The following is a 12,863-nucleotide window of genomic DNA, read 5'->3' as shown; positions in this document are numbered from 1 at the left end:
CCTCTGTTGATGTGCGTGGGGTTCAGACCGGGGCGGAGCCCGGCGGGGGTGACGGACCCCGCCCCGGTGTGGTGCTAGGGCGTGCTCACGCCCTGGCCGCCGAACTCGACCCAGTTGAGGTTGAAGAAGTTGTTCGTCGGCCCGCCCGCGACCGGCCGGAACACCAGGTAGAGCCGGTGTGCGCCGCCCGGATCGGTGATCGGGAAGGTCTGGCTGGCGTAGGTGGTCGCGTTCGCGGTGGGCGCGACCGTGACCGTGGTCAGCACCGGCCCGTCGACCGCGTCCATGCGGACCTCGACGGACCCGGTGCCCGCCGCGCCGCTGCCACCGGACGTGCGCAGCGTCATCGAGTTGATGTTCTGCAGGTTGATCGTGCCGTTCAGCGCGATCCAGTCGCCGCTGCCGATGCCGTTGCGCTGCAGGCCGCCGCCGGTGTCGGCGGTCGCCGCGGTGGTCGTGCCCGACTGGTCGACGGCGAACTCGACCTCCTGCTTCTTCTGCCGGACGATCGTCTGCGCGACCGTCGTCAGCGCCGGCACGCCGCCGGGTCCGCCCTTGTCGGTGTAGGAGGCGCTGACGACGCCGAAGACGTTGCCGCCGTGGGAGGCGTCCTCCTCGAGGGTGGGCAGCGTTCCGGAGCATCCGGTCGCGGTGGATTCGGCGTGGCCGTGGCTGTCGTGGCCGAGCACGAACGTCACCTGGACGCGGGAGCAGTCGATCGGCCCGTCCTGCGGGTCGCTGACCGTCACGTTGAACGGGATCGTGTCGCCGAAGGCGAACATCCCGCCCTCGACCGGCACGTTGACCCGCACCGTCGGTGAGGTGTTGCCGACGGTGATGGTCGTGTTCGCCGACGTCGCCTTGCCGCTGGAGTCGGTGACCGTGAGCCGGGCGGTGTAGACGCCGTTCGTGGTGTACGTGAACGCCGGGTTCGGATCGGTCGAGTCGACCGTGCCGTTGCCGTCGAAGTCCCAGGCGAACTTGATGGAGTCAGCCGGGTCCGGGTCGTTGGAGCCGGCGCTGGAGAACGCGACGGTCAGCGGGGCGACGCCGTCGGTCGGGGTCGCGGCGAGCTTCGCCACCGGCGGCCGGGTGCCCTTCACGTAGCTGAACTTCACCAGCAGCGCGTCGGGGTTGGCCGTGAAGAAGCCGTCGCCGTAGCTCAGCAGGTAGAAGCTGCCGTCCTTGCCCCACTTCATGTCCATGGGGTTGTCGCACAGGAACGGGCGGGCCGGCGTCTGGGGTCCGCCGCCGCAGCTGAGCAGGTCATTGATCTTGAAGACCTGGCCGCTGCCGTCCAGCCGGATCTCCCGCAGATAGTCGCGGGTGAACTCGCCGAAGAAGATGGACTGGTCGTAGTAGGCCGGGAACTTCGTCGGGTTGGGGTTCTTCGGGTCGTAGTCGTACTTGGCCGCGCCGTGCGGCCCGACGCCCCCGGTGCCGAGCTCGGGGAAGAGCTGCGGGCACTTGCCGGGCGGGTTCTGCATGTAGTAGGCCGCGCAGGGCGTGCCGAGCGGGTTGGCCGCGTTGTTGTCCTGGAAGGAGTACCACATGTCAGGCTGCGCGACCGGCGGCGCGTAGGTCAGGCCCGTGTTCCAGCGGGAGGTGTTGGCCGGCCCGTGGTCCGGGTTGTTGCACTCGAACGCCTGCGCGGGTTCGTCCAGCGGCGTCGAGGTGTTGAAGTTCCACCGGTAGTACGGCAGGTTCGGCGAGTAGCACAGCGGCCAGCCGTAGTTGGCCGGGCGGCGCACGATCTCCATCCGGCCGGTGCCGGCCGGCCCGCGGAACACCTGCGGCGTCGAGGAGTCCGGCGAGTAGTCGGTGACGTAGGCGACGCCGGCGTTGTCCACGGTGATGCGGAACGGGTTGCGGAAGCCCATCGCGTAGATCTCGGGCCGGGTCTTGCCGCCGCCCTCTTCCTTGCCGGTGAACAGGTTGCCCGACGGGATCGTGTACGAGCCGTCGTCCTGGACCTTGATGCGCAGGATCTTGCCGCGCAGGTCGTTGGTGTTCAGCGCCGAGCGCCGGGCGTCGACGTAGGGCGCGTTGTACTGCCCGCTCGCCGTCATCTGGTCGTTGAACGGGGCGAAGCCGCCGGAGTTGCCGCCACCCGCCGGGGTGTCGTCGCCGGTCACCATCCACAGGTTGTTGTTCGAGTCGAAGGTGATGTCACCGGCGACGTGGCAGCAGGCGCCCCGGTCGACCGGCACCTTCAGGATCTTCTGCTCGGTGCCGAGGTCGATCTTCGGGCTGGGCCCGTCGACGAACTTGAACCGCGACAGCTGGAAGTAGCCCTTCCACGGATCCCACACGCTCGGGTCGGCGCCGGTCGTCGGGGAGTTCGCGGTGGGCGTCGTCGCCGGGAACGGCGCGTCCTGGGTCTGCGGCGAGTAGTACAGGTACACCCAGTGGTTGGTGGCGAAGTCGTTGTCGATGGCCGGCCCGTACAGGCCGTCCTCGCTGGCCGTGTAGACCGGGATCTGGGCCAGCACGTGGCTGGTGTTGGCCGCGGGGTCGTGCAGCCGCAGGATGCCGCGGCGGTCGGTCTGCAGGACCCGGCCGTCGGGCATCACGTCGAAGCCGATCGGCTCGCCGATGTTCGGCGGGGCCGCGATCGTGTCCATCTGGTAGTTGGCGAGCACGGTCGCGCCGCAGTCGCCGTCGGTGCGGCCGGCGGCCCACTGGATCGCGCCGCCGAGGTGCGCCCGCAGGTCCGCCGTGGAGAAGCTGGCGGCGGTGGCGCCCAGGCCGGTGTAGAAGGAGCGCCCGCCCTGGTAGTCCTTGCACCAGGTGATCGGGTGGTCGCTGCCCATCGAGCCGCCGGCGTAGGTGGTCTCGTCGACGGTCGCGAGCACGTGCGAGAAGCCGCGCACGTTGGAGGTGAAGTTGTACCACTGGTCGGTGCGGTTCCACGACAGCGGCAGGTCTTTCGAGGCGGGGTGGACGCGGTCGGCGACCTTGATCCTGGCCTGCGTGACGGCGGACGAGCCGGACGCGCGGGTGCCGAGGACGTCGGTCAGGAACGACCAGTCCTTCTGGGTCTCGATCGCCGAGTGCACGCCGACGAAGCCGCCGCCGTCGTGGTAGTACTCCTCGAACGCGCTGCGCTGGGCCGCGTTGAGCACGTCGCCCTCGGTGTTGAGGAACACCACCACGCGGTACTGCCGCAGGTGTGCGCGGTCGAACTTGCCGGCGTCGTCGGTGCTCACGACCGTGAACCGCAGCTGGTTGCCCAGCTGCTTGAGCGCCTCGACACCGGCCGCGGTCGCCGGGCTGGGCGCACCGGCGGCCTTGGTGAAGGCGAGCACCTTGAATTGGCTGCCGTTGCTGTCCGCGACGGGCGCGGCGAGCGCCGGCGCGGGCGGAGCCGCCGTCAGCAGTCCAGCGCTGAGGGCGAGCAGGCCGCCGAACGCGGCGCGGCGCCGGCCTGGTGCGTTGAACATGAAACCTCCTCCGTGCGTGCGGCCGGGCGTGCCGGGTCGCGCCGAGCCGGGGGTGGCGGCTAGGCGGGCACGTCCGACCAGGGGGGTCGGCTCGGGTGTGGGTGGTGTACGCCTGGAGGGAAGGCGCACGGCCAGAGTCCTGGCGTGACGCATGCGGGTGTCGTCGGACCGAGCTGCGCCCAGCGCTCGCCGGGATGCTGTGGGACCGGCGGGCGCTGACTCGATCAACGCATAGCCGCGACCCTATCCGCCGGGTTTATCGAAAGATAGAGGACCACCAACAAAAGTTCCTCATTATGAGCGCGAACTTCTGTTAAGAATGTCAAAAGTTCTCATGTTCCGAGGTGAATGGCGAGGTCGCCGCGCCCCGGCCTGCGTATTGTCCGTTTCATCAGGTCGCGCGAAAGCGCCCATGCCCGCGTTCGTCCCACTGACGCAATGCCGAATTGCGAATCGCCGGGTCGCGGATTGAATAACGCAGATTGCCAGGTCGCCGGTCGGCGACAATGCCTGAGCGGGCGTTTACCGGCCCTGCCGCAGCCAGGCGATGAAGGCGCGGACCTCCGGCCCGGCGCCGTGCCAGAGGTTGCGGCTGCGCGGGGCGTTCACGAGCCGCTGGGCGGTCGCGTCGTCGCCGCGCCGGACGGCGTCCTCGATGGCGTGCAGGTGACGCAGCTCGGCGCGCATGCCGGGCAGCGCCCGCGTGGCGAGCTCACGGGACAGTGCCGTCTGCAGCGGTACGACATCGTCGCCCTCCACCACGGCCCAGATCTCGTGGCCGATGCCCTCGAAGCCGGGCAGGACGCCGACCGCGTGCTCCCACAGGTTCGCGTGCGCCTCGGCCGGGGCGTCGGGGCGCTGCAGGGCCGCGAAGCGGATCCAGTTCGCGGTCGCGGCGCGCAGCCGGACCGTGAAGTCGTGGCGGCCGGGCGGGTTGCGCATCGGCTCGAACGCGACCGACAGCAGCTCGTCCGCCTCCGCGCGCACGAACACCACGTGGGTCGCCGCCGCATACGAGGGATGCGGCCGGACCTCCTCGAAGCCGGCGGCGGTGAGCGTGGTCGCGATGCCGTCGACGATCTGGCGGAATTTCATCGTGTACTTCCTGGGGGCGCCGTTTCGATCATGGTGCCCCACCGGCGCGTGTCCCGTGACGTGATCTTGCTCATCGCGGCGCATACACCACGGGACCGGCCGCGCTGGATGCGCGGCCGGTCCCGTCAGGCGAGCGGGCGTGCGGGTCAGCAGCTGAGGTTGCCGCCCGCGGGGACACCGAGGATGCCGACGAACTGGTTGTAGAGGTTCACGCGGCTCTGCACCTGGGCGGGGTTGCCGCCGTTGCACTCGATGCTGTTGATGGCCCGGATCGTGGTGCCGAAGCCCTGCCCGTTCACCATCGCGTTGTGCGACGTGGTGCCCGCGTTGCCGGTGCCGGTCATCCAGTACCACAGGCCGGTCTGCCAGGAGATCGACGAGTTCGTGGCGACCAGGTTCGGGTTGTTGAGCAGGTCGACGCCGAGCGCGTCGCCGGCCGCCTTGTAGTTGAAGTTCCAGCTCAGCTGGATCGGGCCGCGGCCGTGGTAGGCGGACTGGCCGGCCGGGCAGCCGTAGGGCTGGCTGGTGTCGCAGTAGTGCGGCCAGTTCGCGGTGTTGATCTCGTCGATGTAGACCAGCCCGCCGGTCTCGTGGCTCACGTTGGCCAGGAACGCGGCGGCCTCCTGGCGCTTGACGGTGTCGCTGCCGGTGGTGGCGAAGGCCGGGTACTTCTTCATGGCGTCGACCAGCCCGGCGTACGTGTAGAACCCGTTGCGGCTCGGGAACATCTGGTTGAACTGGGCCTCGCTCACCACGAAGCCGGTCGTGGTGCCGCCGCCACCGCCTCCGCCGCCACCGCCGTTGCAGCCGTAGGGCGACCAGAACCAGGTGCTGATCGTCGGGTCGTAGCCGGGGTTCTCGTGCGTCGCCTGGTAGTACAGGCCGTTGGTGTACCGCACGATCGCGCCGACCGCGTAGTACTGCCCGGCGACCCAGTTCGGGTAGTTGCACGTGGTCGTGCCGCCGCCACCGCCGCCGGTGCCGCCACCGCAGCTGCCGTTGTCGGCCCAGACGCCGGAGCCGCCGGTGCTCGGGGTCTCGTACTGCGTCCACCACTTGGCGGTCCAGTTGTGCCCGTTGTACGAGGCCTGCTGGCCGCCGGTGTACACCTGGCTGGAGACGTAGGCGGGCACGCAGGCGACGGCCGCGTCGGCGGAGACCGTCGGCAGGATCGCCGCCGCGGCGCCGGCGATCGCCAGGCCCGCCGTGGCGACGAGCGCGAGGAGACGTTTTCTGGGCATGGGGGAGCTACCTTCCCGTAGGGCGCGGGCGACAGGTACATGGACGGGTGTCCATACCCATTAGTAAACAAGACTTAGCATTTTGTAAATGCTCTTATCTGATTACTCTGGGCCACCACGGGAAAAGAACGGTGGACATGACCGTTGATCTCGACGCCGCGCTCGCGTTCGTGGCGACGCATTCCGCCCGCGCGCCGGCACGCACTCACGGACGCTCTTGCCCGCCGAGGCCGTCGCCGCGGACCTCGAACGCCTCGCCGCGCGGCAGCGGCCCGACGGCGGCTTTATCGTGGACTACACGACCTCCAGCCCGGCCGCCGCGCTCGAGTGGCGGGCGTACGCCACGATCCAGGCGATCGCCACGCTGCTGCGCCAGAGGGCCGCGCGGTTCAGGAGGCGAGGCACAGGTCGGCATTGCCGATCAGCGTCCCGCCGTCGTGGGCGAGGGTCAGGCGGTTGCGCTGCGAGCGCACCCCGACCTCGTCCAGCGACAGCTGGTGGGCCGGGATGACGAGGTCGTGCACGTCGCGCCACAGCGGGACGGTGTCCGGCCGCACGGGGACGATGCGCAGCGCCACGGCGTCACGCGAAGTCGGCGGCCGACATGCCCGCCGGGTGGCCGGGCGGCCATTGGACAAGCTCGATGCGGTACCCGTCGGGATCGGTGACCCACGACGTGAACATCCCCTTCCCCAGGTCCGCCGGCGGCTCGGCCCCGATGCCCCGCTCGGACAGCTCGGCGACCGTCGCGGCGAGGTCGTCGACCCGCACGACGAGGTGGTTGACGGCGCTGATGTCGGTGACCGGCCGCGCCGGGTCGTGAACGAGCTCGAGGCTGACGAACGGGTCGTCAGGCAGTTGCAGCATCGTCAGGCTCCCGAACGCCGTCTCGGGGACGGCGCCGACCTTGTCGTAGCCGAACGCCGTATAGAAGGCGAGCGAGCGGTCGAGGTCCGTGACCCGCAGCCCGAGGTGCAACATCCGCATCTTCGGCAGCCTAGCCCGTCCGGGTGCCGCGCGAGGGTCGCCTGCTCGTCGGGGAGGCACCCGGCCCCGGCACGGCGGCCCGCTCATCGGCGGCCCCGAGCGGTCCGCCGGTCAGCGCGTGGCGGACGGTGACGGCGTCGGTCACGAGAGCCCGGCGCCGATGACGGAGAGCAGCTGCAGCTTCTCGTAGCTCTCACTGCCGGGCACGGCGGTGTAGACCAGCAGCGAGTGCCCCTGGTCCGGGTCGAGCAGCGTCTGGCAGGCGACCTCGACGACGCCGACCTCGGGGTGCAGGAACCGCTTCTCGTGGCTGTACCCCACGCCGATCTCGTGCTGGTCCCAGACGCGGCGGAACTCCTCGCTGCCGGCGAGCAGCAGCTGCAGCACGTGCGCGGCCCACGAGTCCGGCCCGCGCAGCGTGACCGTCCGGCGCAGCGCGGAGGCGAAGACGCGCGAGTGCGTCGCGTGGTCGTCGGGGTGGTACCGCGCCCGGCACGCCGGGTCGGTGAACCACCGGTAGCCGATGCTGCGGGCCAGGCCCGTGTATCGGGTCTGGTCGCCGGTCAGCGCGACCCCGAGCGGCGTCTGCCGCAGCGTCTCACCGAGCTCGGTGACGATCTCGGCCGGCGTGTCGGCGAGCCGGTCGAAGATGCGCAGCAGGCCCGGGCTGATGTGCTGACTCGTCGCGCCGCGGGTCGGCGGATGGTGCCCGGCGAGGCGGAACAGGTGGTCGCGCTCGTCGCGGGACAGGTGCAGCCCCTGCGCGATGGAGGCGATCATCTGCTCGGACGGGTGCGGCCCGCGCTCACGCTCGAGCCGGCTGTAGTAGTCGGCGGAGATGTGGCACAGCGTGGCCACCTCCTCGCGGCGCAGCCCGCTGGTGCGGCGCCGCTGCCCGCGCGGCAGGCCGACGTCCTCGGGCTGCAGCGCCGCCCGCCGACGCCGCAGGAACTCGGCGAGCCCGGCTCGATCGATCACCAGTTCGTTGTACCACCGCCGCCCGGCCGCAGCCTGGGATCGTCAGGCCGTGGATACGCCGGCGCAACCCGGGCAGCCTGGGCACATGGCACGCAGACAGCCCGACATCACCGTCCCCGACCTCAGCGGCAGGCTCGCCGTCGTCACCGGCGCCAGCGACGGCGTCGGCCTCAGCCTGGCGACCCGCCTGGCGGCCGCCGGGGCCGAGGTCATCATGCCCGTGCGCAACCGGCACAAGGGCGAGGCGGCGATCGCCAGGATCCGGCAGTCGTACCCGCACGCCGCCCTCGTCCTGCGCGACCTCGACCTGTCCTCGCTGGACTCGGTGGCCACCCTGGCCACGCGGCTGCGCGACGACAACCGCCCCATCCACATCCTCGTCAACAACGCGGGCGTGATGACGCCCCCGGCCCGCCGCGAGACCGCCGACGGGTTCGAGCTGCAGTTCGGCACGAACCACCTGGGCCACTTCGCCCTCGTGGGCCACCTGCTCCCCCTGCTGCGCGCCGGCCACGCGACCGTCACGTCGCAGCTGAGCGTCGCGGCGAACCAGTACGCCATCAACTGGGACGATCTCAACTGGGAGCGCTCGTACGACGGCATGCGCGCCTACAGCCAGTCGAAGATCGCCCTCGGCCTCTTCGGCCTCGAGCTGGAGCGCCGCAGCCGCGCGGCCGGCTGGGGCATCACGAGCAACCTCGCCCACCCCGGCATCGCCGCGACCAACCTCCTGCAGGCCCAGCCCGAGGCGGGCCGGCCCAGCCCCACCCTGGGCGGCCGCGTCGTGCGCTCCCTCGGCAACCTCGGCATCCTCGTCGGCACGCCCGAGTCCGCCGCGCTGCCGGCCGTCTACGCCGCGACGTCCCCGGACGCGCGGGGCGCCCGGATGTACGGCCCGAGCGGCTTCCAGCACCTCGCGGGCCCTCCGGCCGAGCAGGAGCTGTACTCGCGCCTGCGCGGCGAGGCCGAGGCCGCCCGCGTCTGGCAGGCCTCGGAGCGCCTCACCCGCTGCGTCTTCCCCGACGCGCTGCCCGTGACCGGCGGCTGACGGCACCGACCCGGGCCGGCCTCGGCATCGACCCCGTCGCCGTGCGGGACCGGCTCGGCGTCCTGCTCGGCGTGGCCGTGCTCGCCGCGCCGGCCGCCTCGGTCCTGCCGGCCCGCCGCGCCGTGCGCCGGCCGACCCCCGAGAGCCTGGCCGCCGAGGACTGACCGGAAAGTTTCAGCTCCGTTCCCGCCTGTGGGGCCGCCCCCGCACCCCGCGCATTGACGCCGATCGTGCCAGCGGCAAACGATTCGCGAACGAACGTCGTCACGGAAACGGAGTGTGACCCTGTGGGTCTCAGACGTATCAGGACGCGCGGGGCCGTCGGGGGCGCGGTGGCCCTGGCCGCCGTCGCGGCCACCGCGCTCGTCGCCGTCACGCTTACCGCCGGCAGCGCATCCGCCGGCACCGGCACCGGATACCTGCACACCAGCGGCAACAAGATCGTCGACTCGACCGGCGCGACCGTCCGGCTGACCGGCATCAACTGGTTCGGCATGGAGACCGACAACCACACCTTCCACGGGCTGTGGGCTGGCCGGCCGGCGAGCTGGACACAGCAGATCGACCATATGGCGCAGCTCGGGTTCAACACCATCCGGGTGCCGTACACGGGCGACTCGCTGCGCTCGGGTGCGACCGCCACGAGCATCAACACCGACACCAACCCGGACCTCATCGGGCTGTCCCCGCTGCAGATCCTGGACAAGGTCGTCAACTACGCGGGCGGCAAGGGGATGCGCATCATCCTCGACCGCCACCGCCCGACCGCCGCCGGCCAGACGGCCCTCTGGTACAGCGGGACCGCGACCGAGGCCAGCGAGATCGCCGACTGGCAGATGCTGGCGACGCGGTACGCGAACAACCCGACGGTCGTCGGCGCGGACCTGTTCAACGAGCCGCACGCCGACGGGACCGAGCCCACCGGCACCGGCTCCTGCTGGGGCTGCGGCGACACCGCGAAGGACTGGCGCCTGGCCGCCGAGCGCATCGGCAACGCGATCCTCGGCACCAACTCCAACTGGCTCATCTTCGTCGAGGGCGTCAGCTGCGACGGCAACGGCGGCTCGCCGAACCCGTACGACAACATCCCCGACGACCCGATGGCCTGCGACTGGTGGGGCGGCAACCTGTCGAAGGCGGGCACGTACCCCGTCCGGCTCAACGTCGCCAACCGGCTCGTGTACTCGGCCCACGACTACGGCATCTCGGTGTACGACCGGCAGCCGTGGTTCAAGGACCCGAACTTCCCGAACAATCTGCCCGACGTGTGGGACCACTTCTGGGGCTACCTCTACAAGCAGAACATCGCCCCGATCCTCGTCGGCGAGTTCGGCAGCACCCTCGCCAGCCCGCTGGACACCCAGTGGATGACGAAGCTGATGGCGTACATGGGCACCGGCACGAACGGCATGTCGTTCACGTACTGGTCCTGGAACCCGGACTCGGGCGACACCGGCGGCATCGTCGGCGACGACTGGAACACCGTCAACCAGGCGAAGATGAACATCATCGGCCCGTACCTCAACCCGCCCGCCGGTGGCGGCGGACCGACCGGCGGCACCAGCTCCAACCCGCCGGCCAGCTCCCGCCCGCCGACGAGCTCGCAGCCGCCGGCCAGCTCCCAGCCGCCGGCGAACGGGGCCTGCACCGCGACGTACACGGTCACGAGCCAGTGGCCGGGCTCGCCGGGCGGCTTCCAGGGCTCGGTGACGGTGAAGGCCGGCACGTCGGCCATCTCGAAGTGGACGGTCAAGTGGACGTTCGCCAACGGCCAGACCATCGGCCAGCTCTGGAACGGCACGCTGAGCACGTCCGGCTCCGCGGTGACGGTCACGAACGCGGCGTACAACGGCACGATCCCGGCGAACGGCTCGACCGAGTTCGGGTTCACGGGCACGTGGAGCGGTAGCAACGCCGTGCCCACGCTGACCTGCACCGCCTGATCACAGCCACGACCCCGGCGCGGCCGACCCTCGCCGGTCGGCCCCGCCGGGCCCGTGCGTCGCCGGTGCGGGCCTCAGGCGCGCATGGCGTCGAGGGCCTTCTTGAGCGCCGCGGGCTGGGTCGGCTTGGTCGGCGCCTTCGGCTTGAGCTCCAGCATCTTGGCGCCGATCTCCTGGAGCTGGTTGCGCCCGAGGCCCTCGCGGACCTTCGGGAACCACTCCTGCTCCTCTTCCTCGATGTGGTGGGTCACGTTCTCGATGAGCACGGTGACCTTCGCGTCGAAATGTTCGTCGCCGGCGTCCATGGTGGCGAGCTCGAAGCAGAGCACGTCGGCGACGTGGTGCTCCTCGTAGGACTCCAGCACGTCGTCCTCGAGGTCGGGCAGGAGCCGGCGGACCTCGGGGTACATGACCTCGTTCTCGATGTACGTGTGCACCGTCAGCTCACGCAGGATCTGCTCGACGATCTTCGCCTTGCGCGATGCGGGGCCGTCCTCGGCCGCCTGGAACTCCTTGAACAGCCGCTTGACGGTCTTGTGGTCTTCCTTCAGCAGCACGATCGCGTCGGTCGACATCGACTCTCCCTACCGGAACCGAAGTGGCACTGACGGCGGTTTACCCGGCGGCTGAACTGCCCAAACGACAGTTCACGCGGGTCGGTCGCGTGGCTGGGAGAACAGAGCCCAGCGGCGCTGCCGCAGGAGGCCCTCGACCGGAGGTGGCCTTGAGCGGCACGACGGCGCGGGCGAGGTCGTCGGCGGTGGCCCGGGTGAGGTGCTCGGGGTGCGGCCGATCGCCCGCGCGGCCGCGCCCGCGCGCCGGGGCCCGTAGGGTGTCGGTGTGCCTCGCCATGGACTGCGCCCGACCCGGATGACGAAGCGATCGCTGGTCACGGTCTCCCACGCGATCGAACAGGCGGCCGCGGCGGCGGCCGGCGACGGGCCGATGGTCGTCGCGGCCCTGTTCCAGCGCGACGTGTACTACGCCCGCGAACGCGCCGCCTACGCCCGCATCGCCGCGCAGGCCGAGGCCACCGTCGTCGCCGGCATTGCCTTCGACCGCCTCCCGGGCGTGCCCGGGGTCGACGCCGTCGCGCTGCGGGCCGACGAGGCGCTGGCGCGGGAGTGGAGCGTCGTCGCATTGGGGCCCAGCTTCGGCGCCGTCCTGGTCGCCCACGACCTCGAGGAGGTCGCGCCGGCGCCGACCCTGGAGGCCGGCCGCCTGTTCGAAGGCCGCTGGCACTTCCGCCGCGACGAGGCGCTGCACGAGCTCATGCGGCTCGGTGACGCGCTTGCCGGGCGGCTACCGGAGGCCACCCTCGCCACGCTCGGCGACGTCGTCGAACGGGCCCGCCGGCTGCCCGCCCCGAGCGGCGAGGCGCGCTACGAGGCGTCGATCCGACTGCTGACCGAGCGCCTGGACCGCCTGGAGCAGCGGGCCGCCTCGGCTCCCGCCGTCCCGGCTTCGTCCGCCCCGGCCCACGCCCCCGCGCACGCCGCTTCGGCTCCGGCCGGCTCCGCCGGGTTCGGCGACGAGGGCCGGCTGCGGGCCTGGAGCGGCACCGGCGGTGCCGCCGCGCCCGGCACCATGCCCCTGGCCCTGGTCGGCATCCGCCTCAACACCCCGCACGACCTGCCCCAGCGCCTCGGGCGCCGGACCGACGCCGTGGCCGTCATCGAAGTGATGCGGACGGTCGCCCCGCTCCTGCGCCCGGTGGACCAGGCGACCCGCCTCGGCGGCGACGACCTGCTGCTGACCCTGCCGGCCGCGACCGGGCCGGACGCGGCGACGCTGATCCACCGGCTCCGGGCCGGCCTGGAGGACCTGCGGGGCCGCAACCCCTTCGTGCCGGACGTCACCTGCGTGGTGCTGGTGACCCGCGAGCGGCCGCTGCCGCTGGACCACATCCGGGCCGGGCTCGACGAGGCCCAGCGGCGCCGCCTGCCGGTGGCCACCCTCGGCGACTCCGAGGCTCCCGAGCGCCCCGACCGCATGTCGGAGGAGGTCACGCAGCCTGTCAGCCGCCGGTGAGGTACGAAGGCCCGTCGCGCCCGCGCCGGCCTGCGACCGCGGCCGGTTCGGGCCCGTCAGGCGAGCGGTCCGCGCCGACTTGCCGTACATTGGGTGG

The 12,863-nt window shown here is 71.5% G+C and carries 11 protein-coding genes; 4 read left to right on the top strand and 7 right to left on the bottom strand.

Annotated features, from left to right (window positions below; translation table 11 throughout):
* Positions 1 to 74: 74 nt before the first annotated feature.
* The 6 genes from ACQP2P_RS20135 to ACQP2P_RS20110 all read right to left on the bottom strand — a co-directional run bounded on the left by ACQP2P_RS20135 (position 75) and on the right by ACQP2P_RS20110 (position 7,744).
* Complete coding sequence (locus tag ACQP2P_RS20135) at positions 75 to 3,443, bottom strand: ThuA domain-containing protein (RefSeq protein WP_433618132.1); 3,369 nt, start codon at positions 3,441 to 3,443, stop codon at positions 75 to 77.
* 522 nt (positions 3,444 to 3,965) lie between these two features.
* Positions 3,966 to 4,538, bottom strand: coding sequence for a hypothetical protein (locus ACQP2P_RS20130; protein ID WP_433618131.1), 573 nt, complete (start codon positions 4,536 to 4,538; stop codon positions 3,966 to 3,968).
* Between the two features lie 146 nt (positions 4,539 to 4,684).
* Entirely contained in the window at positions 4,685 to 5,779 is a 1,095-nt protein-coding gene (locus tag ACQP2P_RS20125) for a glycoside hydrolase family 19 protein (RefSeq protein WP_433618130.1), read from the bottom strand.
* Between the two features lie 389 nt (positions 5,780 to 6,168).
* Positions 6,169 to 6,357 (bottom strand): hypothetical protein, encoded by a 189-nt coding sequence (locus ACQP2P_RS20120; protein WP_433618128.1) that lies wholly within the window; start codon positions 6,355 to 6,357, stop codon positions 6,169 to 6,171.
* 4 nt (positions 6,358 to 6,361) lie between these two features.
* Positions 6,362 to 6,766, bottom strand: a complete 405-nt coding sequence (locus ACQP2P_RS20115; RefSeq protein WP_433618127.1) for a VOC family protein — start codon at positions 6,764 to 6,766, stop codon at positions 6,362 to 6,364.
* Between the two features lie 141 nt (positions 6,767 to 6,907).
* Entirely contained in the window at positions 6,908 to 7,744 is an 837-nt protein-coding gene (locus ACQP2P_RS20110) for a helix-turn-helix transcriptional regulator (RefSeq protein ID WP_433618126.1), read from the bottom strand.
* An 85-nt stretch (positions 7,745 to 7,829) separates the two neighbouring features.
* On the opposite strand from ACQP2P_RS20110, the gene ACQP2P_RS20105 reads away from it, so the two are divergent.
* The 3 genes from ACQP2P_RS20105 (at position 7,830) to ACQP2P_RS20095 (ending at position 10,735) form a co-directional block, all read left to right on the top strand.
* Positions 7,830 to 8,792 carry an SDR family oxidoreductase gene (locus ACQP2P_RS20105; RefSeq protein WP_433618124.1) on the top strand — a complete coding sequence of 321 codons (963 nt, stop codon included), beginning with the start codon at positions 7,830 to 7,832 and terminating at the stop codon, positions 8,790 to 8,792.
* A gap of 41 nt (positions 8,793 to 8,833) precedes the next feature.
* Positions 8,834 to 8,956 (top strand): hypothetical protein, encoded by a 123-nt coding sequence (locus ACQP2P_RS20100; RefSeq protein WP_433618123.1) that lies wholly within the window; start codon positions 8,834 to 8,836, stop codon positions 8,954 to 8,956.
* A gap of 123 nt (positions 8,957 to 9,079) precedes the next feature.
* On the top strand, positions 9,080 to 10,735 hold the full coding sequence (locus ACQP2P_RS20095) for a cellulase family glycosylhydrolase (RefSeq protein WP_433618122.1): 1,656 nt from the start codon (positions 9,080 to 9,082) through the stop codon (positions 10,733 to 10,735).
* A 74-nt stretch (positions 10,736 to 10,809) separates the two neighbouring features.
* On the opposite strand, the gene ACQP2P_RS20090 is transcribed toward ACQP2P_RS20095, so the two are convergent.
* The gene (locus tag ACQP2P_RS20090; protein WP_433618120.1) at positions 10,810 to 11,310 is read right to left on the bottom strand and encodes a hemerythrin domain-containing protein; all 501 of its coding nucleotides are present in this window, start codon (positions 11,308 to 11,310) and stop codon (positions 10,810 to 10,812) included.
* A 295-nt stretch (positions 11,311 to 11,605) separates the two neighbouring features.
* Here ACQP2P_RS20090 and ACQP2P_RS20085 point away from each other — a divergent pair, with 295 nt between their 5' ends.
* Positions 11,606 to 12,766, top strand: a complete 1,161-nt coding sequence (locus tag ACQP2P_RS20085; RefSeq protein ID WP_433618118.1) for a DICT sensory domain-containing protein — start codon at positions 11,606 to 11,608, stop codon at positions 12,764 to 12,766.
* The last annotated feature ends 97 nt before the right edge of the window (positions 12,767 to 12,863 follow it).

This window comes from Dactylosporangium sp. CA-139114, assembly GCF_050955725.1.
In the GTDB taxonomy this organism is placed as follows: Bacteria; Actinomycetota; Actinomycetes; order Mycobacteriales; family Micromonosporaceae; genus Dactylosporangium.
This window is presented reverse-complemented; position numbering and strand designations above follow the sequence as displayed.